Below are 26645 nucleotides of genomic sequence, written 5' to 3'. Positions count from 1 at the left end.
ACCCAATGTCCCATATTTCCCGGAACACGCCCTCCGGAGCGGGAGATTCTCCCCACGCGACGGCGGCCCGACGGCGGGCACCCCGGCGATTCGATGACGAGCACCTCGCTCTTGCAAGGCCTTCGCAACAAGCCACTATCATCGAACGGTGCATGTGCCTGACGGATTCATAGACGCGCCCACCTCCGCCGCGACCGGTGTCATCGCCGCCGGTGCCGTCGCCGTGAGCCTGCGCGGCGCGCGGCGCGAGCTCGACGAGCGGACGGCGCCGCTGGCCGGGCTGGTGGCGGCGTTCATCTTCGCGGTGCAGATGCTGAACTTCCCCGTCGCCGCGGGAACCAGCGGCCACCTGCTGGGAGGCGCGCTCGCGGCGATCCTCGTCGGCCCCTTTACCGGGGTGCTGTGCGTCTCCGTGGTGCTGCTGATGCAGGGCATCCTCTTCGCGGACGGCGGTCTGACGGCGCTGGGCGTGAACATCACGGACATGGCGATCGTCACGACGGTCGTGGCGTACGCCCTGTTCCGCGGCCTGGTGAAGGTGCTGCCCCGCACCCGTCGGTCCGTGACCGGCGCCGCGTTCGTCGCCGCCCTCGTCTCCGTGCCGGCCTCCGCGCTCGCGTTCACGCTGATCTACGCGGTCGGCGGCACCACGGACGTGTCCATCGGCAAGGTCGCCACCGCCATGATCGGCGTGCACGTCCTGATCGGCATCGGCGAGGCCGCGATCACCGCGCTGACGGTGGGCGCCGTCGTCGCCGTCCGCCCGGACCTCGTGCACGGGGCGCGCGGCCTCCAGCACAAGCTCAAGCTGCGGGTGAACGGCGAGCTCGTCGACGCCCCCGAGGCCGAGCCGGTGCCGGTGGCGGCCCGCACCTCGCGCCGCGCGTTCTGGATCGGCGGTCTCGTGACGTCCCTGGTCCTCGCCGGGTTCGTGAGCTTCTACGCCTCCGCCGACCCGGACGGCCTGGAGAAGGTCGCCGCCGACCAGGGCTTCGACAAGTCCGCCGAGGAGCACGCGGTCGCCGACTCGCCGCTCGCCGACTACGGCGTGAAGGACGTCGAGGACGCCCGGCTGTCCGGCGGCCTCGCGGGCGTCATCGGCGTCGGCGTGACCGTCGTCGCGGGCACGGGGATCTTCTGGGCGGTCCGCAGGCGCCGTACGGACGACGTGTCCCCCGCGAACACCGGGGTCTGACATGGGCGCCGGGCACGCGCACAAGCTCTACCGGCACGGGCACTCGCCCGTGCACGCCCTGCCGCCGCACACCAAGCTCGCCGCGGTGTTCGCGTTCGTGGTCGTCGTGGTGTCGACGCCGCGCGAGGCGATGTGGGCGTTCGGGCTGTACGCCGTGCTCCTCGGCGTCGTCGCGTACGCGGCGCGGGTGCCCGCCGGCTTCCTGCTGAAGCGGCTGCTGATCGAGGTGCCGTTCGTGGCGTTCGCGGTGCTCATGCCGTTCGTCGCGGAGGGCGAGCGGGTCGACGTCCTCGGGATGTCCCTGAGCGTGAACGGCCTGTGGGGCGCCTGGAACGTCCTCGCCAAGGGCACGCTCGGCGTCGCCGCCTCCGTCCTGCTGGCCGCCACCACCGAACTGCGGGAGCTGCTGCTGGGCCTCCAGCGCCTCAGGCTGCCCCCGCTGCTCGTGCAGATCGCGTCCTTCATGATCCGCTACGGCGACGTCATCGCGGACGAGATGCGGCGCATGCGCATCGCCCGCGAGTCCCGCGGCTTCGAGGCGAGCGGCCTGCGCCACTGGGGCGTCCTCGCGAAGTCGGCGGGCGCGCTGTTCATCCGCTCCTACGAACGCGGCGAGCGCGTGCACCTCGCCATGATCAGCCGCGGATACGCCGGTTCGATGCCGGTGATCGACGAGGTGACCGCGTCCCGGGCGCAGTGGTCGTACGCCCTCGCCCTCCCCTCGGCCGCCCTCGTCGTCTGCCTGCTGGGATGGGTGCTGTGATGGGTTCTGTGACCGATGGTGCCGTGACCGATGGTGCTGTGACGGCTGCGACGCCTTCACTCGACGTGGCCGGGCTGGCCTTCGCGTACCCCGACGGACACCAGGCGCTGTTCGGCGTGGACTTCACCGTCGCGCGCGGCGAGCGGGTCGCGCTGCTCGGTCCGAACGGCGCCGGCAAGACGACCCTGGTGCTGCACCTCAACGGCATCCTGACCGGCGGCACCGGCACGGTGAAGGTCGCCGGACTGCCGGTCGGCAAGCAGCACATGGCCGAGATCAGGCGCCGGGTCGGCATCGTCTTCCAGGACCCCGACGACCAGCTGTTCATGCCGACGGTGCGCGAGGACGTGGCGTTCGGTCCGGCGGCGGCCGGGGTGAAGGGGCCGGAACTGGAGGCCCGCGTGGACCGGGCGCTGGCGCGGGTCGGCATGGCGGAGTTCAAGGACCGGCCGCCGCACCACCTGTCGTTCGGTCAGCGGCGCCGGGTGGCGGTGGCGACGGTGCTCGCGATGGAGCCGGAGATCCTCGTGCTGGACGAGCCGTCGTCCAACCTGGACCCGGCCTCCCGCCGCGAACTCGCCGACATCCTGCGCTCGCTGGACGTGACGGTGCTGATGGTCACGCACGACCTGCCGTACGCCCTCGAGCTGTGCCCGCGTTCGCTGATCCTCAGCGACGGCGTGATCGCGGCGGACGGCCCGACGGCCGATCTGCTGGCCGACGAGGAGCTGATGCGGGCGAACCGGTTGGAGCTGCCGTTCGGTTTCGCCCCGCGGTCCGTGAGAATGGGCACGTGACGAACGAGGAGACCCCGGCACCGGGCGGATCGCTGCTCCTGGACGACCAGTTGTGCTTCGCGCTGTACGCGGCGCAGCGCGCGGTGACGGCGGCGTACCGCCCGCTCCTCGACGAACTGGGCCTGACCTACCCGCAGTACCTGGTGCTGCTGGTGCTGTGGGAACGCGGCGAGACCACGGTGAAGGAGCTGGCCGCCGCGCTGCGCCTGGACTACGGCACGGTGTCGCCGCTGCTGAAGCGGCTGGAGGCGGCGGGTCTGGTGCACCGGGAGCGCGCCGCGCACGACGAGCGCTCGGTGCTGGTCGCGTGCACGGGGCGCGGCGAGGAGCTGCGGGAGCGGGCGGCGCGGGTGCCGGGCGAGCTGCTGGCCGCGACGGGCTTCGACGGCGGCGAGGTGGCGCGGCTGCGCGAGGAGCTGTGGCGGCTGGCCGAGCGGGCCGGGGCGGCGGCCGACCGCACGCGCTGAACCGACGCCGGGCCGCCCGGCCGTCCGGTCACCGGGTTACCCGGGGTTGCGCCCCCTGCCGGCGCACGCCTCCTTACCGGCCAGTACCTTGTGCGCAATGTACTTGTGCGCACCTGTTCTGGGGGAGGTCCACCATGACTGACGGAACCGCCGTCGACGCAGCGGCCGTCGACACCCGTCCGACGAAGATCATGTACGTCGCCGAGGCCACCGCGCACGGCGGCCGGGACGGCTATGTCACCAGCCAGGACGGCCACATCAACCTGAAGGTCGCGATGCCGACGGCGCTGGGCGGCGACGGCGACGGCACCAACCCGGAGCAGCTCTTCGCGGCCGGCTACAGCGCCTGCTTCCACAACGCCCTGATCCTCGTCGGCAACCGCGCCGGCTACGACCTGGCCAGTTCCACCGTCGCCGCCAAGGTCGGCATCGGCCCCAACCGGCAGCGCGGCTACGGCCTCGCGGTCGCCCTCACGGTGTCCCTGCCGATCGTGGACCCGGACCTCGCGGCCAGGCTGGTGGACGCCGCGCACGAGGTGTGCCCGTACTCCAACGCCACCCGCGGCAACATCGACGTAACGATCGTGCTCGGGTAGCGGGGCCCAGGAATCGCAGGCGGACGGGCGGCGTTCCACGCACTGTCGCAGGCGATTGGCCCCATCGGAAGGACGGACGGACGTGGACGTGCACGGCACAGTGGCCGAGGGCTTCGAGCCGGTCGGGGAAGCGTTCGCGCGGAACTTCGAGACGCTCGGGGACCGGGGCGCCGCGGTCGCCGTCTACCGCGACGGGCGCAAGGTCGTCGACCTGTGGGGCGGCACCAAGGACGTCGACGGCACCGCGCCCTGGGAGCACGGCACCGCCCAGGTGGTGCGCTCCGCGACGAAGGGCGTCGCCGCCGCCGTACTCCTGCTGCTGCACCAGCGCGGTGAGCTGGACCTGGACGCGCCGGTCGGCGAGTACTGGCCCGAGTTCAAGGCGCACGGCAAGGACCAGGTGCTGGTGCGGCACGTGCTGAACCACCGGGCCGGGCTGCCCGTGCTGGACCGGCCGCTCACGCCCGCCGAGGCGCTGGACCCGCTGCGCGGCCCCGAGGCGGTCGCCGCCCAGACGCCCGCGTGGCAGCCCGGCGCCGACCACGGCTACCACGCGCTGACCTACGGCTGGATGCTGGACGAGTTGGTGCGGCGCGTGACCGGACGCGGCACCGGCGAGTGGATCGCCGCCGAGGTCGCCGCGCCGCTGGGCCTGGAGCTGTGGCTGGGCCTGCCCGCCGCGGAGGAGGCCGCCGGCCGCGCGGGCCGCGTCGGAGGCGTCGAGGCGCCCGAGTCGGCCTCCGGCGTGCTGCGGGCCCGCCCCCGGCGCGCGGTCACCGAGGCCTACCGGGACCCGGACTCCCTGACGCGGCGCGCCTTCGCCGCGATCACGCCGTTCCCGGACCAGAACGACCCGGCGTACCGCGCCTCGGCCCTGCCCGCGACGAACGGCATCGCCACGGCCGACGGTCTGGCCCGCTTCTACGCCGCGCTGATCGGCGAGGTCGACGGGGTGCGGCTGTTCGAGCCGGCCACGGTCGGCCTGGCCCGCGCCGAGGAGTCGGCGGGGCCCGACCGGGTCCTCGTCGTCAACACCCGCTTCGGCCTGGGCTACATGCTGCACGGCAGCGCCTCCCCCCTGCTCGGCCCCGGCTCCTTCGGCCACCCGGGCCGCGGCGGCACCCTCGGCTTCGCCGACCCGGAGACCGGCATCGCCTTCGGCTACGTCACCAACGGCTTCCGCAAGACGGTGACGGCGGACCCGCGGGCCCAGGCGCTGGTGCGGGCGGTACGGGCCTCGCTCGGCGGATAGCGGCGCCGGGACGGCCGCAGGCGGACCGGAGACAGACCGAGGGCGGGCCGGGGACGGGCCGAGGACGGAGCGGGGACGGGCCGAGGACGGAGCGGGATGCGGCTACGATCGGAACAGTCGGACAAAAGCCTTATACCGGTCGATCTCGGGCGGTCACCATCACTTCGGAGCACGCGATGTCCCGCAAGCGTCAGGTCGACGACGGCGACGAGCTGCTGGCCAGGCTCGGCTCGCTGACGGCCCAGGCGCGCGAGCAGGCGGAGCAGCAGCGCTCCCGGGTGGAGCTCGCCATCGCGCTGCAACGCGGCATGCTGCCCGGCGAGATGCCCACCGTCCCCGGCATCCACCTGGCCATGCGGTACTCCCCCGCTTTCTCCGGGCTCAACGTGGGCGGCGACTGGTACGACGCCTTCCTGCTGCCCGACGGCCGCATCGGCCTCTCCGTCGGCGACGTGCAGGGCCACACCATCGACGCGGCGGCCTTCATGGGACAGGTCCGCGTCGGCCTGCGGGCGCTCGCCTCCGTCACGAGCGACCCCGGCGAGCTGCTGTCCCGCACCAACGACCTGCTCATATCCCTGGGCGGCGACCTCTTCGCTACCTGCACGTTCATGCGCCTCGACCCGGCCACCGGGGTGGTGGAGAGCGCGCGGGCCGGTCACATCCCCTGCGTGTGGGCCACCGCCGACGGCAAGTCGGGCGTCTCCGACGACGAGGGCGGCCCGCCCCTCGGCGTCCTCGGGGGCACCACATACCCGGTCAGCAGGTACCGGCTGACCACGGGCGGCGTCTTCGTCCTGCTCACGGACGGGGTGGTGGAGGGCCCCGCCCTGTGCATCGACGAAGGGCTCGACCAGGTCGTGCGCCTCGCGGGCATAGCCGCCGTGGCCGGTCTGACGGCGGACTCGCTGGCCGCCGCCGTCATCAAGAACGCCGAACGCGTCGGACACGAGGACGACGCGGCCGTGCTGGTGGTGGCGCACGACGGGCGAAAGGTTCAGCCGTAGGGCGGGACGCGGACCCTCCCGCCTCGCCGTTCCGGCGCCGCCGGTGTCTGATGGCTGCTGTGGCGGGCATTCGAGCTTGGCCGCGGCCGGTCGTCCTCGCCCTGGAGACCCTGGCCGTCGCGGCCTCCTACTACGTGACGGGGCGTCTCGGCCTGCTGCGGCAACTGGCCGTCGAGGACGCCGTCGTCACCCCCGTCTGGCCGCCCACCGGACTGGCCGTCGCCTTTCTGCTGATCCTCGGGCTGCGCGCCGTGCCCGGCATCGTGCTCGGCGCCCTGTTCGTGATCATGTCCATCACGTCGCTGACGCCCGGCGTGGTGTTCACGCTGTTCGGCAACGCCGCCGGGCCCGTCTGCGCGCTGCTCCTGCTGCGCCGGGTGGACTTCCGCACCGACCTCGGCCGGCTCCGCGACGGCCTCGCTCTGGTGTTCCTCGCGGCGCTGGCCAGCATGCTGATCAGCGCGTCGGTCGGCGTCGGCTCCCTCGTCAACGCGGGCAAGCTCGACGCGGAGAGCTTCTGGCCGGTGTGGCTGGCGTGGTGGGTGGGCGACGCGATGGGCGTCGTCATCGTCACGCCGCTGCTCCTGCTGCTGTGGCGGGTGAGGTGGCCCCCGGAGCGCCCGCGGCGCTGGGTGCAGGCCCTGGCGCTGGTCCTCATCACCGGACCGCTGCTGTGGCTGGCCACGCACAGCACCGTCAGCCTGCTGTTCCTGGTCTTCCCGCTGCTGGTGTGGGGCGCGCTGAGCTTCCAGCACGCGGGCAGCATGGTGCTCGCGCTGTTCGCGTCCGTGATGGCGTCGTACTCGGCGACGAACGAGAGCGGCCCCTTCCAGGGGCTGACCGACGTCGAGGTGATGATGAAGCTCCAGGCCTTCAACGGGTCCATGGCGCTCACGGCACTGCTGCTGTCGGCCGTGATCACCGAGCAGCGCAACACCCGGCGGTCCGTGGAACGGGCCTGCCAGGAACTGGTCGAGGTGCTGGAGCACCTGACCGGCACGGCCCCGCCCCGCGGCCCCCGCGAACGGCTGCCCGACGAGGACGGGCAGCCGCACTAGACGTGCCGATGGCCGGGCGGGCCGGCGCGGTGCGGTCGGCTCACACGTGGATCGGGTGGGACGTCCGCCCGGACGCCTTGTCGATCTCGTCGTGCGCCTTGGTCAGCAGCCGCATGGCCAGCTCGTTCAGCGCCCTCGCACCGGCGATCTCCTCCCCGACCCGTGGCTGATTCGCGTCGGAACCGTGCCGGCTGGCGTGCCCGTGCGCCCGTACCTCGCTGCCGTCGGGCAGCCGGACCATCGCGGCGGCGCGCGTGTGCTGGTCGTCCTCCTGGAACTCCAGCTCCACGTGCCATCCCACTGCGGTGTGCATCATGACGATCACCTCCGGGTTGCCTTGAGCCCTGTCTCCAGGGTGCGCCTCACCACGGACGAACGCACGACTGCCACCGGCGCGCGTCACGCGGTCCGCTCGCGGACGTCCACCGGCGTGGCGCCCGCGTGGGCGATCAGTGCGCCGGGGGCCATCGGGAAGACCGCGTGCGGGGTGCCGGCGGCGGCCCAGACGACCTCGTGGGCGAGCAGGCCGCGGTCGGCGAGCACGCGGGTCTTCGTGAGGTGCCCGAAGGGTGGTACGCCGCCGATGGCGTACCCGGTCGTCTCGCGGACGACTGCGGCGTCGGCCCGCGTGACGTCCTCCGCGCCGAGCGCTTCCCGCACCAGGCCGACGTCGACCCGTGAGGCGCCGTCCATCAGCACCAGGACGGGCACGCCGTCCGCCGCGAAGATCAGGGACTTGCAGATCTGGCTCAGCTCGCACCCGATCGCGGCGGCGGCCTCGGCGGCGGTGCGCGTCGCCTCGGGGAACCGCCGGATCCGCCCGGCCACGTCGTCGAGCCCCAGTTCCCTCAGGGCCTCGGCGAAGCGGGGGTGGGCGGCGGCGGGCGCGGTCCTGTCACTCGTGGTCATGTCCGGCACCGTAGCGGCGGGCCGGCGGGAGGGGCGAACGACTTCCCGGGCGGGACGCGCCACGCAGAAGAGGGAAGCCGGTGAGGGCCTGCCCGTCCCCACGGGGCCCTCACCGGCTGGTCTTACGGGGTGTTCCGCCCGACGTGCGCCGTCGGACGTGCGCCTCGGACGTCTGCCGTCGGACGTCTGCCGTCGGACGTCTGCCGTCAGACGCGGACCATGTCGCGGTCCTCGTCGGCGTCGCCCGCGCGCCCGCGCTCCTCGGCGGTGCGCAGGCCCTCGCCCTCGACGTCCACGTTGGGCAGGGCGCGGTCCAGCCACTTCGGCAGCCACCAGGCCTTGCGGCCGAGCAGCGCCAGCACCGCCGGGACGATCGCCATGCGGACCACGAACGCGTCGAAGAACACCGCGATCGCGAGGCCGAAGCCGATCATCTTGACCATGGACTCGCTGGAGCCGATGAAGCCGGCGAACACCGCGATCATGATGACGGCCGCCGCCGTGACGACCCGCGCCCCGTACTTGAAGCCGGTCACGACCGCCTGGCCGGGCGTCTCGCCGTGGACGTACGCCTCCCGCATCCGGGTCACGAGGAAGACCTCGTAGTCCATCGCGAGGCCGAAGACCACGCCGACCATGAAGATCGGCATCATCGACATGATGGGCCCGGTCTCCTCGACGCCCATCAGACCGGCGAGCCAGCCCCACTGGAAGACCGCGACGACGGCGCCGAGCGCGGCCAGCACGCTGAGCAGGAAGCCGAGGGCCGCCTTCAGCGGGACCAGGACCGAGCGGAAGACCACGATCAGCAGCAGGAACGCGAGGCCCACGACCAGCACGAGGTACGGCAGCAGCGCGTCGTTGAGCTTCTGGCTCACGTCGATGTTCATCGCCGTCGCGCCGGTCACCAGCACCTCGGCGCCGGTGTCGGCCTTGATGCCCGCACCGGCGTCACGGATGGCGTGCACCAGGTCCTCGGTCGCCACCGAGGACGGCTTGGCGTCGGGCACGACGGTGATCGTCGCCGTGTCGCCGGCCTTGTTCGGGGCGGGCGGGGTGACGGTGACGACGTCCTTCAGGCCCTTGATCTCGTCGGAGACCTTCGTGAAGGCGGCCTGCGCGTCGTCGCTCGACTTGGCGTCCACGACGACCATGAGCGGGCCGTTGAACCCGGGACCGAAGCCCTCCGACAGCAGGTCGTAGGCCCGGCGCTGCGTCGTGGACGTCGGCTGCGAGCCGTCGTCGGGCAGGCCCAGCTCCAGGGAGGTCGCCGGTACGGCCGCCGCGCCGAGGCCCAGCACGCCCAGCAGCAGGACGGCGACGGGACGGCGCACGACGAAGCTCGCCCAGCGCGTGCCCATGTTCGGCTTGGCGGTCGCGCCCCGGGCGCCCGGCTCGGCGGACGTGCCCTCGGACACGACCCCGGACGCGGCCTCCGCCTCGGCCTTCGCCGCCGCCTTGGCCGCCCGGCCGCCGCCCAGCAGCCTGCTCTTGCGGCCGGCCGGCATGACCCGGCGCCCGGCGTAGCCCAGCAGCGCCGGGATCATCGTGAGCGCGATGAGGACGGCGATGGCGACCGTGCCGGCCGCGGCGAGGCCCATCTTGGTCAGCATCGGGATGTTGACGACCGCGAGGCCCACCAGCGCGATGACGACCGTCAGGCCCGCGAAGACCACCGCCGAGCCCGCGGTGCCGACGGCGCGTCCGGCCGCCTCCTCGCGCTCGCGTCCCTCGGCCAGCTCGGCCCGGTAGCGGGACACGATGAACAGCGCGTAGTCGATGCCGACGGCGAGGCCGATCATCATGGCCAGCGTGGAGGTGGTGGAGCCCAGCTCCAGCGCGCTGGCCAGGGCGGCGATGGTGGAGACGCCGATGCCGACGCCGATCAGCGCGGTGAGCAGCGGCAGTCCGGCCGCGATCAGTGACCCGAAGGTGATGACGAGGACGACCGCGGCGACGGCGATGCCGATGATCTCCGTGGTGCCGGTCTCGGGCACGGTCTGGAGGGCGTCACCGCCGATCTCGACGGTCAGCCCGGACTCCCGCGCGTCCTGCGCGGCGTCCTCCAGGGCCTCCCGGGACGCGTCCTTCAGCTCCATGCCGGAGACCTTGTAGCTGACGGAGGCGTAGGCGATCGTGCCGTCCCGGCTGACCGCCCTGCTCTGGTAGGGGTCGGTGACGGAGGCGACCTCGGAGCCGCCGCCGAGTTCCTTCACCGTCTCCTGGACGGCCGCCTTGTTTCCGGCGTCGGTCATCTTCTCGCCGTCGGGCGCCTTGAAGACGACGCGTGCGGTCGCTCCGTCGGCACTCATGCCGGGGAAGCGCTCCTCCAGCAGGTCGAAGGCCTTCTGGGCCTCGGTGCCGGGTATCGAGAAGGACGAGGAGCCCGCGACGGGGGCGCTGGCCGCGCCGACGCCGGCGAGCGTCAGCAGGGCCACCCAGATCAGGGCGACGAAGTGCCGTCGCCGGAAGGCGAGTCGGCCGAGTTTGTAGAGGAACGTGGCCACGAGGGCGTTCTCCCGGTCAGTCGTGGGGTTCTTCTGGGCAGGGGTGATCAGCCCGACGACGTGAGCGGTGACGTCAGGTAGGTGGCTGACGTTGGGGTCGTCAGTCGGTCAGTGGGTGGGTGCGCCGAGGGCGGGGAGGACCACGGCGTCGATGTACGAGGTGAGGAAGGCCTGCGTGGGCGGCCGGTCCTCGATCAGGCCGCGGGCGACGAACGCGCCGAGCAGCATGTGGACGACGTAGTGCAGCGCGGGATTGTCCGCGGCGATCTCGCCCCGGTCGACGGCCCGCCGCAGCACGCCGTGGAACTCGTCGAGCTCGGGCTCGATCAGCAGTTCCTTGAACGCCTGGAGGAGGTCCGGGTTCTGGTGCACCGCCATGACCAGGCCCCGCATCAGCGCGGAGTTCCGCTCCATGGCGCAGTCGTCCTCGCGGGTCACCAGGGCGTACAGGTCGCCCCGCAGGGACCCGGTGTCGATGTCGGCCGTGCGGCCGGGCTTGCTGTGCCGGATCGCCTTGGCGACCAGCTCGGGCTTGCCGCCCCACTGGCGGTAGAGCGTGGCCTTGCTGGATCGGGTGCGGGTCGCCACGGCGTCCATGGTCAGGGCGTCGTAGCCGACTTCGCGGAGCAGGTCGAGCACGGCCTCGTACAGCTCGGCCTCGCGCTCGGGCGTGATCCGACTGCGGCGCGGCGCTGCGACGTCAGCCATGAATCCTCACCCCTCTCCCCGGTCGGAACGACACGGTTTCGTACACCGTCTTGCCCCTCCAGAGTAACCCCGCCCTCTAACGAAACGAAACGGTTTCGTACGTGGTCTGGCTCACGCTTGTGAAGGCCGCGTCAGAGCGGCGGAGACCGCGTGCGGACGGCCGTCCCGGCGTCCCGTGGCCGCCCCACGAGTTGCTGTGCCCCGGCCCCCGGCAAAGCATGGGGAAGGTGAGCTATCTGCGTCTGCCGCATCTCCATGACGACCAGTTGTGCTTCGTGGCCGAGGACGACCTCTGGCTCGCCCCCCTCGACGGTCCGGGCCGCGCCTGGCGGCTGACCGTCGACCGCACGAAACTCGGCCACCCGCGCTTCTCCCCCGACGGCCGGCACGTCGCGTACACGAGCTGGCGCAGCCTCGTGCCGGAGGTGCACCTCGTGCCGGTCGACGGCGGGCCCGGCCGGCAGCTCACCTACTGGGGCAGCGTCGACACCCGGGTCTGCGGCTGGACCCCGGACGGCGACATCCTCGCCGTCGCCTCGCACGGCGAGCCGTTCTCCCACTTCACCTGGGCCTACAAGCTGGCCCCCGACGGCGACCCCGGCCGCAAGCTGCCGTGGGGCCCGGTCACCGACCTCCAGGTCGCCGACCTCGACGGGGAGCGCAGGACGCTGCTGCTCACCGGCACGCCGCCGCACGAACCGGCCGCCTGGAAGCGCTACCGGGGCGGCGCCATGGGCCGCCTGTGGCTGCACGGACAGCGCCTGCTGGCCGGAATCGAGGGCCACGTGAGCTCCCCCATGTTCGTCGGGGGCCGCATCGCGTTCCTCTCCGACCACGAGGGCGTCGGCAACCTCTACTCCTGCGCCCACGACGGCACCGACCTGCGCCGCCACACCGACCACGACGCCTTCTACGCCCGCAACGCGGCGAGCGACGGCACGCGCGTGGTCTACCAGTGCGCCGGTGAGCTGTGGATCGTCGACGACCTCGCCCCGGACTCCACCGCCCGGCGGCTCGACGTCCGCCTCAGCGGGGCGCGGGCCGGGCGGCGGCCGTACCAGGTGCCCGCCGCGCAGCACGTGGACGGCGTCTCCGTGGACGAGACGGGACGCGCGAGCGCCGTCGTCGTACGCGGCAGCCTGTACTGGCTCACGCACCGCGACGGCCCGGCACGCACCCTCATCGACACCCCGGGCGTACGGGTGCGGCTGCCGGAGATGCTCGGCGCGAGCGGGCAGGTGGCGTACGTGACGGACGCCGAGGGCGAGGACGCCCTGGAGATCGCCCAGTTGCCGCGCGCCACCGGCGACCGTCCCCCGCGGCGGCTCGCGTCCGGTGCGCTGGGCCGGGTGCTGGAGATGGTCGCCGACCCGGAGGGCGAGCGGCTCGCGGTGGCCTCGCACGACGGACGGCTGCTGCTCATCGACGCGACGGAGGACTCGGGCGGCGAGGTGACGGAGCTGATCCGGTCCCTCAACGGCCCGGTGCGCGATCTGGCGTTCTCCTCCGACGGGACCTGGCTCGCCTGGTCCCACCCCGGCATCGGCCGGTCGCTGCGGCAGATCAAACTGGCCCGCATCAAGGACCGGTTCGTCGTGGACGTCACCAACGGCCGGTTCGAGGACGAGAACCCGGTCTTCACGCGGGACGGCCGCTATCTGGCGTTCCTGTCCTGGCGCGGCTTCGACCCGGTGTACGACGTGCACACCGGCGACCTGTCGTTCCCGCTGGGCTGCCGCCCGTACCTGGTGCCGTTGTCGTCGGCGACGCCGTCGCCGTTCGCGCTCAGCCCCGAGGGCCGCCCGGCCGCGGGCGGTCTGGACCCGGCCGAGGACGAGCCCGGCGAGGGCAGCGCGGTCACCGTCGAGGTCGAGGGCCTGGAGAGCAGGGTCACGCCGTTCCCGGTGGCCGCGTCCAAGTACTCGGCGCTGCACCCGGTCGCGGGCGGCGGCCTGGTGTGGCTGCGCTGGCCGATCTCGGGCGCGCTGGGCGAGACGTTCGCGAATCCGGACGACACCAGCGGGCGGCCGACCCTGGAGCACTTCACCATCGTCAAGGCGAAGAAGTCCGAACTGGTCGACCACCTGGACTGGTTCGCGGTCAGCGGCGACGGCAGCCGGCTGGTCGTGGTCGACGAGGGCGACCTGCGGGCGGTGCCGGCCACCGAGCCGGGCGACGGCGACTCGACGGTGTGGATCGACACGCGCCGCATCCTGCACGTGGTGGACCCGGCCGCCGAGTGGCGACAGGCCTACGCGGAGGCGGGCCGGCTCACCCGCGCCTACTTCTGGGACCCGGGCATGTGCGGCATCGACTGGGACGCGGTGCTGGAGCAGTACCGGCCGCTGGTCGAACAGGTCGCCTCCCCGGACGACTTCGCCGACCTGCTGCGCGAGGTGCTGGGCGAACTGGGCACCTCGCACGCCTACGTCTCGGCGGCCCGCCGCAACGAGGGCCCGCCGCACTACCAGCGCCGGCAGGGCCTGCTGGGCGCCAACCTGGTGTGCCGGGACGGCAGTTGGATCGTGAAGCGGATCCTGCCGGGCGAGTCGTCCGACTCCAAGGCCCGCTCACCGCTGGCCGGCACCGGCATCCGCGAGGGCGCGGTCCTCACGCACGTCGACGGCCGCCCGGTCGACCCGGTGGCGGGCCCGTTCCCGCTGCTGGCGGGCGCGGGCGGGACGACCGTGGAGCTGACGTTCACCCCGGCCGACGGCGAGGCCGGGCGGGCGCGCCGCGTCGCCGTCGTCCCGCTGACCGACGAACGGCCGCTGCGCTACCAGGACTGGGTGGCCAAACGCCGAGAGGTGGTACGGGAGTTGAGCGGCGGCCGGTGCGGCTATCTGCACATCCCGGACATGGGCGGCTCCGGCTGGGCCCAGTTCAACCGGGACCTGCGCATGGAGGTCTCGCGGCCCGCGCTGATCGTGGACGTGCGCGGCAACGCGGGCGGCCACATCAGCGAGCTGGTCATCGAGAAGCTGACCCGCACGATCCTCGGCTGGGACCTGACGCGTGACGCGCAGCCGGTGTCGTACACCTCGAACGCGCCGCGCGGGCCGGTGGTGGCGCTCGCGGACGAGGCGACGTCGTCCGACGGCGACATGATCACGGCGGCGTTCAAGCTGCTGCGGCTCGGCCCGGTCGTCGGCCAGCGCACCTGGGGCGGAGTGGTCGGCATGACCGGCCGGCACCGGCTCGGGGACGGGACGGTCATCACGGTGCCGATGAACGCGGCCTGGTTCGACGCCTACGGCTGGTCGGTGGAGAACCGGGGCGTCGCCCCCGACCTGGAGGCGCTGCGCACCCCGCTGGACTGGGCGGAGGGCCGGCACGCCCAACTGGACGACGCGGTGCGGCTGGCGCTGGAGCTGCTGGACACGACGCCGCCCGCGACACCGCCGGACCTGAGCGACGTACCGGACCGCTCCCGCCCCGAGCTGCCGCCGCGCACGGCGGACTGACCGCGGGCTGCACGAGAAAGGGTGCCCCCTCCGAAGAGGGGACACCCTTCACGCGATACGCAACGTCAGGAGCTGACGTCCGAGCGCGAGGTCAGGACTCGTAGTCCTGGTCGAAGCGCTCCTCGGACTCCTGGTCCTGGCGCGAGCGCTCCGTCTCCTCGTCCTTGCCGCGGCCGCGGTTCTGGAGCTGGTCCTTGCCCTGCTCCATCCGCTCCTTGGCCTGCTGCTGGAACTGCTCGGACTTGTCCTGGAACTGGTCCTTCATACCCATGCGGGTTCACTCCCGGTCAGGTAGGGAATCGGGCTCGACCAGATTTGCACGCCTGGACATACCGCGCATTTCGAGCAATTACCGGGCGTGAAGACGCCTGCTCAGTCCTGCCGTGCGGCCGTCCTCGTCTGCTCGTCGGCCGCGCCGCCCGCCCCGACCAGACCGGTGCGCATGCCCACCAGCCGGTCCGCGAACCGCCGCATCTCGCGCTGCCCGACGACGCCGATGACGCCCGGCAGGTAGCCGCGCACGCCCTGCATGCCGCGCAGCCACCACTGCCCGTAGACGTGCGCGGACCGCCGCTCGATGCCCTCCACGAGCCGGTCCACGGCCGGGCCCAGCGGGTACGTCTTGCTGGCCGGCCACGGCAGCCGCTGCCGCAGCTCCCGCATGACGTCGTCCTGGTCGGCGCCGCGCACCATGTCGGTGTCGGTCCACGACAGGTAGCCGATGCCGACCTTCACGCCCCGGTACCCGACCTCGGCCCGCAGGCTGTGCGCGTACGCCTCGACGCCCGACTTGGACGCGCAGTACGCCGTCATCATCGGCGCGGGCGTGATCGCGGCGAGGGAGGCCACCTGGAGCAGGTAGCCGCGGCTCTCGATCAGCGCGGGCAGGAACGCGCGGGCGGTGACCGCCGAACCGATCAGGTTGACCTCGATGACGCGCCGCCAGGACTCCGGGTCGGAGTCGGTGAACGGACCGCCGGTCGCGACGCCCGCGTTGGCGACGACGATGTCCACCTTGCCGAAGCGCTCGACGACCTCGCGGGCCACGCGGGCCATCGCCTCGTGGTCGGTGACGTCGGCGTGCCAGTGCTCGCTCTCGCTGTGCAGCCGGGCCGAGACCTGCTTCAGCTCGTCCGGTTCCAGGCCGACGAGGGCCACCTTCACGCCCCGCGCGGACAGCTTGCGGGCGAGCAGCTCGCCGACGCCGCGCGCGGCCCCGGTGACGACCGCGACCCTGCCCTCCAGGCTCACCCTGCTCATGCGCCCTCCTTCAGCTGCGTGCCGACCCGGACGTACGTGTCGACGAGTTCGCGTATCTTGCCGCTGATCAGTTCCGGCGCCTCGACCGGGGACATGTGGCCGATGCCGGGCAGCTCGGTCAGCCCGAGGCAGTTCGGCAGCGCGTCGGCGACGGCGCGGGCCTTCACCGGTGGGGTGAGCCGGTCGGCCGTGCCGACGACGACCGCCGTCGGCACCCGCAGCTCCCGCACCCCGTGGTCGAGGTCGAGCAGGTCCAGCACCTGCGACCAGGCGTACCGCACCTTGCGGGGGCAGGCGTGCACGACGCGGGCGCACGCCTCGACCATCTCCGGTGCCGAACCGGGGCCCATCGTCCCGTACTTGAGGATGCGGCGGGCGAGCGGCGTGACCGGTCCGAGCGGCGCCCGGGAGCCGAGGATCTTCCCCGTCAGCCAGGTGCGTATTCGGCCCGGGCGGATCGGTACGACCGTGGAGGCGGCGACCAGGTCCGAGCTGCCGGTGCTGCACAGCAGGACGGCCGCGGCGTGCTCCCGGAAACCGGCCCGTTCCGAGGCCGCCATGACGGTCATGCCGCCCATGGAGTGCCCGGCTATGACGGCCCGCTCGCCCGGCGCGAGGGTCGCGGCGAGCACGGCTTCGAGGTCGTCGGCGAGCGCGTCGGTGCTGCACGCGGGGCTCGCGGGGCTGCGCCCGTGGCCGCGCTGGTCGTAGGCGATGACGCGGTGGTCGGCGGACAGGGCGGTGAGCTGCGCCGCCCAGAAGGCGGTCGAGCAGGTCCAGCCGTGCGCGAGGACGACGGCGGGCGCGTCCTCGGGCCCGTGCACCTCGACGTGCAGGCGGGCGCCGTCGGCGGACACGGCGGTCAGTTCGCGGGCGGGCGCGGGCGGGGCGTAGGGGCCGAGGGCGACCCGGGTCAGGCGGCTCACGCGCCCACCTCCAGCTGCGGCTCGTCGGCGGTCCGCGTCGCCGGCGCCCGCAGCACCTCGTACTCGGCGAGGTCCACGCGGCGGGTCGCCCGGCGGAACTCGGCGGTCGTGCCGGGCCAGATGGTGGTGTTGCGGCCGGCGGCGTCCAGGTACCAGCTGGTGCAGCCGCCGGTGTTCCACACGGTGCGCTTCATGCGCTCCTGCACGCGGTTGTTCCACAGGGACACGGCGGCGGGCCGGGCGTCGAGGGCGGCCCGGCCGCCGAGCACGTTCAGCTGGCGCAGGTAGTCCGCCATGTAGTTCAGCTGGGACTCGATCATGAGGATCATGGACGAGTTCCCGAGGCCGGTGTTGGGGCCGATGACCGTCATGAAGTTCGGGAACCCGGCCGCCGCGGCGCCCCGCAGGGCCTGCATGCCGCCCTTCCAGGTCTCGGCGAGCGTGCGGCCCTCGGCGCCGACGACGCGCTCGGCGATCGGCATGTCCGTGACGTGGAAGCCGGTGCCGAAGACGATCGCGTCGACCTCGGCCTCGGTGCCGTCGGAGGCGACGAGGGTGGAGCCGCGCACCTCGCTCAGGCCGCTCGCGACGACGTCGACGTTGGGGCGCGCGAGCGCCGGGTAGTACTCGCTGGACAGCAGGATGCGCTTGCAGCCGATGCGGTAGTCCGGGGTCAGCTTGGCGCGCAGCGCCGGGTCCTTGACGGCCCGGTACATGTTGCGCTTGGCGATCTGCTCGACGAAGCCCAGCTCGTTGGGGTGCTTGGTGAAGGCCTGGACCTGCAGCTCGCGGATGCCCCAGAGCAGGCCGCGGCGCAGCTTGGTGGTGAGGGGCAGCGCGCGGTGCAGCGCCCGCTCGGCGCCGCTGACGGGCCGGTCCATGCGGGGCATCACCCAGGCCGGGGTGCGCTGGAAGAGGGTGAGCCGGCCGACCTTCGGCTGGATGGACGGCACGATCTGGATGGCGGAGGCGCCGGTGCCGATCATGGCGACGCGCTTGCCGGTGAGGTCGTAGTCGTGGTCCCAGCGGGCCGAGTGGAAGACCTTGCCGGGGAAGGAGTCGAGGCCCTTGATGTCGGGGACCTTCGGGTCGGACAGCGGACCGGTGGCGGAGACGACGACGTCGGCGGAGAGCTTGCCGCTGCTGGTCTCGATGTCCCAGCGGAGCTTCTCGCCGTCCCAGCGCATCAGCTTCACTTCGGAGTCGAAGCGGATGTGCGGCCGCAGGCCGAAGGTGTCGGTGACGTGCTCCAGGTAGGCGCGGATGTGCTCCTGCCCGGAGAAGGTGCGCGGCCAGTCGGGGTTGGGCGCGAACGAGAACGAGTACAGGTGCGACGGCACGTCGCACGCGCACCCCGGATAGCTGTTGTCCCGCCAGGTCCCGCCGACGCTGTCGGCCCTCTCCAGGACGACGAAGTCGGTGATCCCCTCCCGTCGAAGCCGCACGGCGGCCCCCAGTCCGCCGAATCCGGACCCGATCACCGCCACCCTGACATGCTCGTGCTCGGCCATCCCGACGCCTCCACGCATCATTCACGACTCTGCCAGTGAACACTGGCGCAATGGGGAGAGTAGAGCAGGTGCGTACTGCCCGGTAGGGGTCCGTCCAAAGAAAGTTACCGGCGGTACGCCATAGGCTTCCGGTGTGGCAGAAGACGGCGAGCGACCCGGACGACGCGAATACCGCATGGAGGAACTGGCCAGACTGGCCGGCATCACCGTGCGCACCCTGCGCTTCTACCGCGAACGCAAGCTGATCCCGCCGCCCCGCCGCGAGGGCCGCATCGCCTGGTACGACGACCACCACCTGGCCCGCCTGCGCACCATCTCCGCGCTGCTGGACCGCGGCCACACCCTGAACGGCATCGCCGAACTCGCCGACGCCTTCGACCACGGCCGCGACGTCGGCGACCTCCTCGGACTCGGCGAGCCCACCGAGGAGGAGCCGATCCGCCTCACCCCGGAGGAACTCGCCGCCCGCTTCGAGGGCGAGGTCACCCCCGAGAACCTGGCCGCCGCGATGGAACTCGGCTATCTCGGCACCGACGGCGACGAGTTCGTCCACATCAGCCGCCGCCTGCTGGAGGTGTCCTCCGCCCTGGTCCGCGAGGGCATCCCGCTCGCCGAGGTCCTCTCGGCGGGCCGCCGCGTCCGCGACCACGCCGACGCCCTCGCCGAACTCTTCGCCGACATGGTCCTGCGCCACGCCCCGGAGGAGGACCTCCAGCGCCTGCGCCCACTGGCCCGGAGCGTGGTGGAGGCGGAACTGTCACTGGCGCTGGACCGGCGGCTGCGCAAGCAGGTCTGAGCTCGCCCAGGCCCGGCCCAGCGGACCCTGGGCCGAAAGTCAGGCGACAGTCGGGGACCGAGCGCCTAACGTCCGCAGGCATGACACCTTCACTTGAGCGTCCCCCCATGCAGGCCGACGAGCGCACCACGCTCATCGGTTGGCTGGATCTGCAACGGCAGATCTTGAGATGGAAGTGCGACGGCCTGAACGAGGCCGACGCGCACCGCTCCGTCGTCCCGACCTCGCCGACGATGACGATGGCCGGCCTCATCAGCCATATGCGGTGGGTCGAGCACACCTGGCTGGAGGTGCTGTTCCTGGGCGGCGACAAGACGCAGAACCCATCCTTTGACGAGACAGACGAGGACGCGGACTGGCGTACCGACGGCACCCCGCTGAAGCAACTGCTCGCGGAGTACGAGGCCCAGTGCGCCCGCAGTAACGAAATCGTGGCCGCGGCCTCCCTGGACGACGTCGGCCGCCACCCCGACTACCGCTCCGCCAACGCCAACCTCCGCTGGATGCTCGTCCATCTCGTCGAGGAGACCGGACGGCACGCGGGGCATGCAGACATCGTGAGGGAGCTACTCGACGGGGCGAAGGGGTATTACTAGGTCCTCAGTGGATTCCGACTGGAGTCAGAGCCGGAGCATGCCGCCTCTGCGTTGTCGGTTGGTGCGCTGGTCCTTCGGATCAGGGATCGTGTGGATCTTGCGTCGTCGCAGGTAGCGGCGGTTACGACGGGAGGAGTGAGCCTTGTCGCCGCCGAGATGATCAGGCCGAGTGGACGGCATCCGCCCTCACCGGCGAGGTGGATTTTGCAGGTCAGGCCGCCCGCGATCACCCAGACCCTCGTCGGTGCGGTGCTGCCTGGGCGGGCGTCCTTTCCGGCAACAGCGACGGCAGGAGATGGAGTCCACGCTCACCGTCGACCAGTCGAGCGCAATGCCCCCCGCGTTGCCCGGACTTCGGCAGATGCGGCTTCACCCGGGCCCATTCCTCCCTGGCGAGATCCCCTGCCCCATGACCATGCCACCGAGCCAGGACCGAGACGGTCGCAAGACCCACCTGACAGACCCGAGCACCGCCCTTCTCCACGTGTCCCGAACTTCTCGCCAATTCACCCTATCCGGGCACTTTGCGGGGAACATCAGGCGCATTTCCCGGCGTGATCCGAGAGTGAGAGCGAAACGACCCCGGCGGCTGTCCCACCAGCCCCGGGGCCCGGCCGACACTGACCAGGAGCGCCGACATGCCTGAGAGTAGCCAACTGAACTCCCCACAGCACTCACCTTCGCCGTCTTCCAAGGCCGTCGCCGCAGTGCGTCTGAGCAATGTGACCAGCGTTACAACATCACCCGAGCGGCAACGTGCCGCAATCGAGCGGTACGCCCGCCGGATGGGCCTCACGCTCATCGCCGAGGCCACCGATCTCGGCGTCTCCGCCCGCGACACATCGCCCTTCGAGCGTCCGTCACTGTCGACGTGGCTCGGCCGCCCCGCCCAGTACGACGTACTGGTGTGGGCCCATGTGGATCGCGCCGTGCGCTCCGTCCCTGACATGGTCGACTTGATCGCATGGGGTCGTCGACACGAACGAACGCTCGTCTTCGGAACCGCCGACCCGGACAATCCCCTCGTCGTGGCTCCCGTTACCAACGGCGCCACCGTCCGGCGGTGCATGGACCTTGCAGAGTTGGCAGAGCGCGAATCACTGACACTCTCGAATCGACTAACGAGCAGCCATGAGGCCCTGCGCATGATGGGCCGTTACGGAGGAGGACTTGTCCCCTTCGGCTACCGGAAAGCCCCGCATCCGTCCGGCAGCGGCTGGTGCCTCGCCCCGGACCCAGAGGCCGTAGCTGTCGTCCAAGCAATCGTGGCAGACGTACTGGCAGGCCTGTCACTGATCAGAATCGCACGGAAACTCAATGATGCCCGCGTCCCGGTACCCCGTGACCGCCACGCCCAGCTTCAGGGGCGCCCCACGGGCGGCCGACGCCACGGGCGGGACTTCGAGCGCTTTCGCTGGACATCGGGCACCCTGTCCAAAGTACTGCGCAGTCCGTCCTTGATGGGTCATCGCGTACACCAGGGACGCAGCGTCCGCGACGCCACAGGGGCACCCGTACTCATCGGCACGCCGCTCCTGACCGAGGAAGAGTTCCAGACACTGCAGGACCATCTGGCCGTTCGGTCGAACGGCTCTCATCCCAAAAGCCGAACAACCGCTCTGCTGACCGGCATCGCACATTGCGCCGGGTGCGATGGACGCATGTACTTCGCCGCACGCAAGGGCTTTCCGTATGGGGATTACGTGTGCCGCGCGACCGCCCGCGGTGACACGTGCTCGACACCTGCCGGCATGCGTTCGGACTGGCTCGAGCAGTACACGCTCGCCCAATATCGCGCTTCGACTGGCGCAACGAACACTCCTACCCGCAAGCACCTCCTCCTCAATGGCGTGCGCGTCACCGTGGCCAAGGGCCGATCCGGGGGTGCCTCATCCCTGCGGACCGGGCCAGACTGCTCACGCCTCGCCTTCACAATGGGTGAACACACGACCGCTCCAACGAACTCCTGAGAAAATCAGGGCCGCGGGCAGCGGCATTGCCCCTCCCACAGGCCGTGGTCAGGTCTCGAATACGACAGTCACAGGCGCATGGTCCGACCACCGCCGGTCGTGGCTCACCGCCCGCTCCACGAAGCCCTTGACCGCGCGACCGGCCAGCCCCGGCGTCGCGACGGCCAGGTCGATACGCCATCCTGCGTCATTGTCGAACGCCCTCCCCCGGTACGACCACCACGAGTACGGTCCCTCGACGTCCGGGTGCAGGGCGCGCACGACGTCGACGTAGCCGCCGTCGGCCGGGTCGAAGACCTGGTCGAGCCAGGCGCGTTCCTCGGGCAGGAAGCCGGAGTTCTTCGTGTTGCCGCGCCAGTTCTTCAGGTCGGCGCGCTGGTGGGCGATGTTCCAGTCGCCGCAGACCAGGACCTCGCGCCCGTCGGCTGCGGCCCGTTCGCGCAGTTCCTTGAGGTACGCGAGGAACTCGCCCATGAAGCGGACCTTCTCGTCCTGCCGCTCGGTGCCGACCTCACCGGACGGCAGGTAGAGGGAGGCGACCGTCACACCGGGCAGGTCGGCCTCGACGTACCGCCCGCTGCCGTCGAACTCGGCCGAACCGAAGCCGATGCGCACCCGGTCGGGCTCGCGGCGGGTGTAGAGGGAGACGCCGGCGCGGCCCTTGGCGGCGGCAGGCGCGTGCACGACGTGCCAGCCGTCGGGCTCCCGGACGGACTCGGGAAGCTGCTGCGGCTCCGCGCGCACCTCCTGAAGACAGACCACGTCGGCGGAGGTGTCGGCGAGCCACTCCACGAAGCCCTTCTTCGCGGCGGCCCGCAGTCCATTCACGTTCACAGAGGTCACAGTCAGCACCCCGGCACGATACCGGCACACTGGACAGGCTCCTGTCCTGGAACGAATCGAATGAATTGATATACGGTGCCTAGCATGAACATTCGCCGCGTCGCCTTCGACCACCCCGACGCCGTCAAGCTCAACAACGAGGTCCAGGCCGAGTACGACGTCCGCTACGGCGACGGCGGCGACGCCACCCCGCTCGACCCGGCCGACTTCGAGCCGCCGAACGGCCTGTATCTCATCGCGTACGACGAGCATGACTCCCCCGTGGCCACCGGCGGCTGGCGTGCCCAGGACGCGAGCGAGGAAGGCCACCGGGACGGCGACGCCGAGCTGAAGCGGATGTTCGTGATCGAGGTCATGCGCGGTCGCGGCCTGGCCCGCCGCATCCTGGCCGCCCTGGAGGAGGACGCCCGAGCGGCCGGCCGCACCCGCATGATCCTGGAGACCGGCACGAAGCAGCCGGAGGCGATAGCCCTCTACACGTCGAGCGGCTACGAGCCGTGCGAGAAGTTCGGCTACTACCGCTTCCACAAGGAAAGCCGCTGCTACGCGAAGCGGCTCTGACCGGGCCGGGGGCTCGCGGACCTGCCGGGCCAGGGAAACCGCACCCACGGGACCTCACGCAATGGAGTGAGACGTCCCTAGAGGCCACACCAGACCATGACCCCCGCAGACTTGCCGACCATGAGCCCATCGGGCGCCGCCACGCTTCCAGCGTATCGGCGACGCCCCTCAATCCCGCTCGAGCCGGAGTGGCCTGTACCGATGGGTCACATCGCGAGGAGACGCTAACCTTCGTCCCGATCACCGCAGCATTGCGGTCGCACACTCACGGTCCACAACCAAAACGGGGAGGGTTCACGTGGCGTGGGAGGAGTGGGAGCAGGTCAAGGCAGCGGCAGTTGACCGGCAATCCGCGCACATGCAACTCAATCAGCTACCGGCCGATCGGGGCGGCACCAGCACGGGAGACGTCTACGGCCCCCCGTCAGGCGTCATGAGGTCAGACAAGTCTGCCTGGTCAAAAGCAGGGGAAGGCGTCAGCGACCTGCACGACAGCCTCGGCAAGGCGTTGACGAAGCTGGAGGACGGCCAGACAGGCCTCGGCAGGCGGTCCGGGTGCCTGACAGCCTCAGCCCAGAAGGGCGTCTACGCCTCTTGGGAGCGTCGGCTGAAGGACATCAGCGAGCTGTGTTCAGGACTGGCCGGCGTCCTGCATAAGACCGGCAGCGACCAACTCCGGACTGACGAGGCCATCAAGGCAGAGATCGCCAAACTGAGGATCGGCCCCGAAGAAACGTCCCCTGTCGGCAGTAGGGGACAGTGATCAAAGGATGGACGTCAAGACGCTCAAAACCCTCGACCCGTCCGAGTACGCAGAGGCAGCCGACGGATACCGTGCAGTCAGCAACATGGCCGACGCGGCCAGGGAACGCGTTGACAAACAGATCTCCTCAGCCATGCAGAAGGCCAACGAAGGCGAAGCTGCGGATGCGGCGCAAAAGCAGTTGAAGAAGCTTTCGGAGAACTTCCACTACGCCCAAGTTGAGTGCGGCCTGATCAGCGGATCCCTCAACGGCTTCGCATCAGAAATCTCAGCTCCCAGACGTCGCCTGATCGAGGCGCTTGAGGATGCGGCAGCCCTCGGTTACCCGGTCAGCGCGAGCGGCGATGTCACATTTCCCGCCGATGGCAAGAACGAGCTGACCGGGGACAAGTTTCCCGGCGGCACGGCCGCGGGAAACAACGGGATGCTAGTCCCCAGCAACAGAGGATTAGCCGGCCCCGACACCAACGGGTTGTACACACTGGGCACGGGAAATCGCGACATCGACCCTCACCGTGGCAATCCACACTCGGCGAGTGCCCAGGACATCGCGGACCGCATCGCCCACGCACTGCGCGAGGCCACCGAGATCGATGAACGGTACCAACAGGCGCTCAGCAAGCTCAAAGCAGCTCCCGGACTGACAGTCAACGCAAGGACTTGGGCCGACGCCGCCGCCGACTCCACAGCTGTTGGCAAGGCTGCGGCAGATTACTTGAAAGACGAAATCCCCTTCAATGATTCCCCCGCCGCCCGCAAGGAATGGTGGGACCAGCTCACCCAGGAACAGCGGGACGAATACCTGGCACTGCACCCTGATGTGATCGGAAATTTGGACGGCATACCAGCATCGGTCCGGGACGAGGCCAACCGAGAAAACCTGCAGCTCCTCATAGGAAAACTATCCGTTCAGGACGACGAGAAATCCAGAACGATGCTGGCTGGGCTCGTATCGATCGATCAACAACTGCGAAACCCTGACCCTAAAATTCCACCCATGTATCTACTCGGCATCGGGGACGAGGGAAACGGACGGGCCATCGTCAGCTATGGTAATCCTGACGCCTCAAGGAATGTATCCGCATACGTGCCTGGCCTAGGAACATCCCTCGATTCGGACTTCGCCGCGAACGACTTGAAAAGAGCGCGTGACACGGCAATCGAGGCACAGGTCTACAATTCCTCCTCGGCTTCAATTGTGTGGCTGGGGTACGACGCTCCCCAGCTTCCCGCCTCTGAATTCCTGAACAACGCAGACGTGACGAGCATGGATCACGCCAAAGCAGGCTCCCCGCCTTACAATCAATTCATGGCGGGAATTGCGGCGACGAACCAAAACGATGATCCACATATCACCGCAATCGGTCACTCCTACGGATCGCTGACTGTGGGCCAGGCAGCCCAGCAGCAAGGCGGAATCCCCGGCGCCGACGACATCATTTTGATCGGCAGCCCAGGAACGGGAGCTGACCACGCAACGGACCTCAATGTGGGAAAGGAGCACGTCTTCGTAGGAGCAGCGGAAAACGACCCAGTCACGAAGCTTCCCAATCAGCACGAGGCTGGAGGGATGGGATCGGGGGCTGCGGGCGGAGGATCTGCGGGCCTGGTATTGGGGCTGGGAATGGGTGGCCCCATCGGCGGGTTGGTCGGCGGAGTTTCGGGTGCCGTTGTGGGTGGAATCGCGGGGCACGAGGCGCAAGACGCTCAGACCGACCCGAGTGAGATCTGGTTCGGAACCGATCCAGCCAGCAAGGACTTCGGCGCTCGTCGTTTTGAGGTCGACGACGGGCCACGACCCTTCATCGATGGAGAAGGCCCAACACCTGCTCACTCAAATTACTTCAACCCGGAGAAGGACAAAGTGTCCGCCACCAATATCGCTTTGATCGTATCGGGAAATTCTGATCAGATTCAGATGGAGCGACCTCGGTGAGCAAGAAATCACACACATTGCTCACCCTCGCCATAAGCTTCGTAGCACTGGTCGGCTGCGACACTTCATCCAGTACTCAAAGCCAGGGTTCAGAGGAGAGCCGCAGGACAGCTATGAACATGCAACAGGCAGCCGAGCACGCAGATTCGATGCTCGATGCAACTTTGAAGGCAGTCAAGCCGGAAGTTCAGTGGACACACAGTGGTACTTCCAAGGGAAGCTGTGACGTGTCTCGCTCACGCACAGTGATGACGATAATCTCCAAAGAGCGCCGGGGCAACTTCCTGGGAGTCGTACAGCGTTTCTGGGAGAAAAGCGGTTACCGGATCAAGTCCGTGAACAAGAGTGAAAAATTCCCAGCAATTTTCGCTCAGTCGTCGGCCGGGTTCGGCATTTCCGTCGTTGTCGGCGGTGCAGGACAGGTTGTCTTTTCAGTCGACTCCCCATGCGTCGAGCCATCCGATGTCACCGATCCCACAACTCCGGCCAACGGGCCTGACTATGATTATCCCATCCCACGACCCAATGCTCACTCAGGTTTCTGGTCATCAACCGCTCCCCTCCCTTCTGCCTCGCCGTCAACGCCGGGAGATTGAGAGTCACCAATGACAGGCTGGCCACAAGCCGTTTCTTCAGCGTGTCCCTGTGTTCGGTCGCACTGCCGGTGACTGCGTGGGCCGAACGGCGATCATGGAGGCGGTGACGCCTCCTCGACAGATCCACAATGCCGCCCTTCGCCACCACCCACCGAGCCCGTTCA

The 26645-nt window shown here is 70.4% G+C and carries 25 protein-coding genes and 1 pseudogene; 16 read left to right on the top strand and 10 right to left on the bottom strand.

Annotated features, from left to right (window positions below):
- Positions 1–148: 148 nt before the first annotated feature.
- The 8 genes from ACZ7D7_RS15130 (at position 149) to ACZ7D7_RS15095 (ending at position 7135) form a co-directional block, all read left to right on the top strand.
- Positions 149–1195, top strand: coding sequence for an energy-coupling factor ABC transporter permease (locus ACZ7D7_RS15130; RefSeq protein WP_470824661.1), 1047 nt, complete (start codon positions 149–151; stop codon positions 1193–1195).
- Between the two features lies 1 nt (position 1196).
- Positions 1197–1958 (top strand): cobalt ECF transporter T component CbiQ, encoded by a 762-nt coding sequence (gene cbiQ, locus ACZ7D7_RS15125; protein WP_470824660.1) that lies wholly within the window; start codon positions 1197–1199, stop codon positions 1956–1958.
- On the top strand, positions 1958–2755 hold the full coding sequence (locus ACZ7D7_RS15120; protein WP_470824659.1) for an energy-coupling factor ABC transporter ATP-binding protein: 798 nt from the start codon (positions 1958–1960) through the stop codon (positions 2753–2755). The genes cbiQ and ACZ7D7_RS15120 overlap by 1 nt, the downstream gene beginning before the upstream one ends.
- A complete protein-coding gene (locus ACZ7D7_RS15115; protein WP_470824658.1) occupies positions 2752–3222 on the top strand; it encodes a MarR family winged helix-turn-helix transcriptional regulator in 471 nt (156 codons plus the stop codon). The genes ACZ7D7_RS15120 and ACZ7D7_RS15115 overlap by 4 nt, the downstream gene beginning before the upstream one ends.
- A gap of 134 nt (positions 3223–3356) precedes the next feature.
- The gene (locus ACZ7D7_RS15110; protein WP_470824657.1) at positions 3357–3818 is read left to right on the top strand and encodes an organic hydroperoxide resistance protein; all 462 of its coding nucleotides are present in this window, start codon (positions 3357–3359) and stop codon (positions 3816–3818) included.
- An 82-nt stretch (positions 3819–3900) separates the two neighbouring features.
- Positions 3901–5070: a serine hydrolase domain-containing protein gene (locus ACZ7D7_RS15105; protein WP_470824655.1), complete on the top strand. Its 1170-nt coding sequence runs from the start codon at positions 3901–3903 to the stop codon at positions 5068–5070.
- Positions 5071–5246: 176 nt separating this feature from the next.
- Complete coding sequence (locus tag ACZ7D7_RS15100; protein ID WP_470824653.1) at positions 5247–6077, top strand: PP2C family protein-serine/threonine phosphatase; 831 nt, start codon at positions 5247–5249, stop codon at positions 6075–6077.
- A gap of 50 nt (positions 6078–6127) precedes the next feature.
- Positions 6128–7135 (top strand): MASE1 domain-containing protein, encoded by a 1008-nt coding sequence (locus ACZ7D7_RS15095; protein WP_470824651.1) that lies wholly within the window; start codon positions 6128–6130, stop codon positions 7133–7135.
- A gap of 40 nt (positions 7136–7175) precedes the next feature.
- Here ACZ7D7_RS15095 and ACZ7D7_RS15090 read toward each other — a convergent pair whose 3' ends face one another.
- From ACZ7D7_RS15090 to ACZ7D7_RS15075, 4 genes are all read right to left on the bottom strand, one after another.
- Positions 7176–7451: a DUF1876 domain-containing protein gene (locus tag ACZ7D7_RS15090; RefSeq protein WP_470824650.1), complete on the bottom strand. Its 276-nt coding sequence runs from the start codon at positions 7449–7451 to the stop codon at positions 7176–7178.
- Positions 7452–7534: 83 nt separating this feature from the next.
- On the bottom strand, positions 7535–8044 hold the full coding sequence (locus tag ACZ7D7_RS15085; protein ID WP_470824649.1) for a YbaK/EbsC family protein: 510 nt from the start codon (positions 8042–8044) through the stop codon (positions 7535–7537).
- 206 nt (positions 8045–8250) lie between these two features.
- Positions 8251–10551 (bottom strand): MMPL family transporter, encoded by a 2301-nt coding sequence (locus ACZ7D7_RS15080; RefSeq protein WP_470824647.1) that lies wholly within the window; start codon positions 10549–10551, stop codon positions 8251–8253.
- Between the two features lie 108 nt (positions 10552–10659).
- Positions 10660–11259 carry a TetR/AcrR family transcriptional regulator gene (locus tag ACZ7D7_RS15075; protein ID WP_470824645.1) on the bottom strand — a complete coding sequence of 200 codons (600 nt, stop codon included), beginning with the start codon at positions 11257–11259 and terminating at the stop codon, positions 10660–10662.
- 227 nt (positions 11260–11486) lie between these two features.
- On the opposite strand from ACZ7D7_RS15075, the gene ACZ7D7_RS15070 reads away from it, so the two are divergent.
- A complete protein-coding gene (locus tag ACZ7D7_RS15070; protein ID WP_470824644.1) occupies positions 11487–14723 on the top strand; it encodes a S41 family peptidase in 3237 nt (1078 codons plus the stop codon).
- Positions 14724–14814: 91 nt separating this feature from the next.
- Here the strand turns inward: ACZ7D7_RS15070 and ACZ7D7_RS15065 are convergent, their stop codons facing one another.
- From ACZ7D7_RS15065 to ACZ7D7_RS15050, 4 genes are all read right to left on the bottom strand, one after another.
- Positions 14815–14994 carry a hypothetical protein gene (locus ACZ7D7_RS15065; RefSeq protein WP_470824643.1) on the bottom strand — a complete coding sequence of 60 codons (180 nt, stop codon included), beginning with the start codon at positions 14992–14994 and terminating at the stop codon, positions 14815–14817.
- Between the two features lie 101 nt (positions 14995–15095).
- On the bottom strand, positions 15096–15983 hold the full coding sequence (locus tag ACZ7D7_RS15060; RefSeq protein WP_470824642.1) for an SDR family oxidoreductase: 888 nt from the start codon (positions 15981–15983) through the stop codon (positions 15096–15098).
- Positions 15980–16909, bottom strand: coding sequence for an alpha/beta fold hydrolase (locus tag ACZ7D7_RS15055; RefSeq protein ID WP_470824641.1), 930 nt, complete (start codon positions 16907–16909; stop codon positions 15980–15982). Before ACZ7D7_RS15055 ends, ACZ7D7_RS15060 begins: the two co-directional genes overlap by 4 nt.
- Positions 16906–18420, bottom strand: a complete 1515-nt coding sequence (locus ACZ7D7_RS15050) for a flavin-containing monooxygenase (protein WP_470824640.1) — start codon at positions 18418–18420, stop codon at positions 16906–16908. The genes ACZ7D7_RS15055 and ACZ7D7_RS15050 overlap by 4 nt, the downstream gene beginning before the upstream one ends.
- Positions 18421–18595: 175 nt before the next feature.
- Here ACZ7D7_RS15050 and ACZ7D7_RS15045 point away from each other — a divergent pair, with 175 nt between their 5' ends.
- Positions 18596–19216 (top strand): MerR family transcriptional regulator, encoded by a 621-nt coding sequence (locus tag ACZ7D7_RS15045; protein WP_470824836.1) that lies wholly within the window; start codon positions 18596–18598, stop codon positions 19214–19216.
- 80 nt (positions 19217–19296) lie between these two features.
- The gene (locus tag ACZ7D7_RS15040; RefSeq protein WP_470824638.1) at positions 19297–19812 is read left to right on the top strand and encodes a DinB family protein; all 516 of its coding nucleotides are present in this window, start codon (positions 19297–19299) and stop codon (positions 19810–19812) included.
- Positions 19813–19854: 42 nt separating this feature from the next.
- Here ACZ7D7_RS15040 and ACZ7D7_RS15035 read toward each other — a convergent pair.
- Positions 19855–20139, bottom strand: a pseudogene (locus ACZ7D7_RS15035) (IS5/IS1182 family transposase); the annotation flags it as partial.
- Between the two features lie 311 nt (positions 20140–20450).
- Here ACZ7D7_RS15035 and ACZ7D7_RS15030 point away from each other — a divergent pair.
- Positions 20451–21782, top strand: a complete 1332-nt coding sequence (locus ACZ7D7_RS15030; RefSeq protein ID WP_470824636.1) for a recombinase family protein — start codon at positions 20451–20453, stop codon at positions 21780–21782.
- A 48-nt stretch (positions 21783–21830) separates the two neighbouring features.
- Here the strand turns inward: ACZ7D7_RS15030 and ACZ7D7_RS15025 are convergent, their stop codons facing one another.
- The gene (locus ACZ7D7_RS15025) at positions 21831–22634 is read right to left on the bottom strand and encodes an exodeoxyribonuclease III (RefSeq protein WP_470824634.1); all 804 of its coding nucleotides are present in this window, start codon (positions 22632–22634) and stop codon (positions 21831–21833) included.
- Positions 22635–22709: 75 nt separating this feature from the next.
- Here ACZ7D7_RS15025 and ACZ7D7_RS15020 point away from each other — a divergent pair, with 75 nt between their 5' ends.
- From ACZ7D7_RS15020 to ACZ7D7_RS15005, 4 genes are all read left to right on the top strand, one after another.
- On the top strand, positions 22710–23186 hold the full coding sequence (locus tag ACZ7D7_RS15020; RefSeq protein ID WP_470824632.1) for a GNAT family N-acetyltransferase: 477 nt from the start codon (positions 22710–22712) through the stop codon (positions 23184–23186).
- A gap of 298 nt (positions 23187–23484) precedes the next feature.
- Positions 23485–23949 (top strand): hypothetical protein, encoded by a 465-nt coding sequence (locus tag ACZ7D7_RS15015; RefSeq protein WP_470824631.1) that lies wholly within the window; start codon positions 23485–23487, stop codon positions 23947–23949.
- A 7-nt stretch (positions 23950–23956) separates the two neighbouring features.
- Positions 23957–25885: an alpha/beta hydrolase gene (locus tag ACZ7D7_RS15010; RefSeq protein WP_470824630.1), complete on the top strand. Its 1929-nt coding sequence runs from the start codon at positions 23957–23959 to the stop codon at positions 25883–25885.
- Complete coding sequence (locus ACZ7D7_RS15005) at positions 25882–26481, top strand: hypothetical protein (RefSeq protein ID WP_470824628.1); 600 nt, start codon at positions 25882–25884, stop codon at positions 26479–26481. Before ACZ7D7_RS15010 ends, ACZ7D7_RS15005 begins: the two co-directional genes overlap by 4 nt.
- Positions 26482–26645 lie beyond the last annotated feature (164 nt).

Source organism: Streptomyces sp. NPDC037054 (assembly GCF_055606745.1).
This window is presented reverse-complemented; position numbering and strand designations above follow the sequence as displayed.

Coding starts and splice junctions, on each gene's coding strand:
- cbiQ (WP_470824660.1), top strand. CDS start 1,197: ATGGGCGCCGGGCACGCGCACAAGCTCTACCGGCACGGGCACTCGCCC.
- ACZ7D7_RS15120 (WP_470824659.1), top strand. CDS start 1,958: ATGGGTTCTGTGACCGATGGTGCCGTGACCGATGGTGCTGTGACGGCT.
- ACZ7D7_RS15110 (WP_470824657.1), top strand. CDS start 3,357: ATGACTGACGGAACCGCCGTCGACGCAGCGGCCGTCGACACCCGTCCG.
- ACZ7D7_RS15100 (WP_470824653.1), top strand. CDS start 5,247: ATGTCCCGCAAGCGTCAGGTCGACGACGGCGACGAGCTGCTGGCCAGG.
- ACZ7D7_RS15095 (WP_470824651.1), top strand. CDS start 6,128: ATGGCTGCTGTGGCGGGCATTCGAGCTTGGCCGCGGCCGGTCGTCCTC.
- ACZ7D7_RS15090 (WP_470824650.1), bottom strand. CDS start 7,451: ATGATGCACACCGCAGTGGGATGGCACGTGGAGCTGGAGTTCCAGGAG.
- ACZ7D7_RS15085 (WP_470824649.1), bottom strand. CDS start 8,044: ATGACCACGAGTGACAGGACCGCGCCCGCCGCCGCCCACCCCCGCTTC.
- ACZ7D7_RS15075 (WP_470824645.1), bottom strand. CDS start 11,259: ATGGCTGACGTCGCAGCGCCGCGCCGCAGTCGGATCACGCCCGAGCGC.
- ACZ7D7_RS15065 (WP_470824643.1), bottom strand. CDS start 14,994: ATGGGTATGAAGGACCAGTTCCAGGACAAGTCCGAGCAGTTCCAGCAG.
- ACZ7D7_RS15060 (WP_470824642.1), bottom strand. CDS start 15,983: ATGAGCAGGGTGAGCCTGGAGGGCAGGGTCGCGGTCGTCACCGGGGCC.
- ACZ7D7_RS15050 (WP_470824640.1), bottom strand. CDS start 18,420: ATGGCCGAGCACGAGCATGTCAGGGTGGCGGTGATCGGGTCCGGATTC.
- ACZ7D7_RS15045 (WP_470824836.1), top strand. CDS start 18,596: ATGGAGGAACTGGCCAGACTGGCCGGCATCACCGTGCGCACCCTGCGC.
- ACZ7D7_RS15040 (WP_470824638.1), top strand. CDS start 19,297: ATGACACCTTCACTTGAGCGTCCCCCCATGCAGGCCGACGAGCGCACC.
- ACZ7D7_RS15030 (WP_470824636.1), top strand. CDS start 20,451: ATGCCTGAGAGTAGCCAACTGAACTCCCCACAGCACTCACCTTCGCCG.
- ACZ7D7_RS15020 (WP_470824632.1), top strand. CDS start 22,710: ATGAACATTCGCCGCGTCGCCTTCGACCACCCCGACGCCGTCAAGCTC.
- ACZ7D7_RS15010 (WP_470824630.1), top strand. CDS start 23,957: ATGGACGTCAAGACGCTCAAAACCCTCGACCCGTCCGAGTACGCAGAG.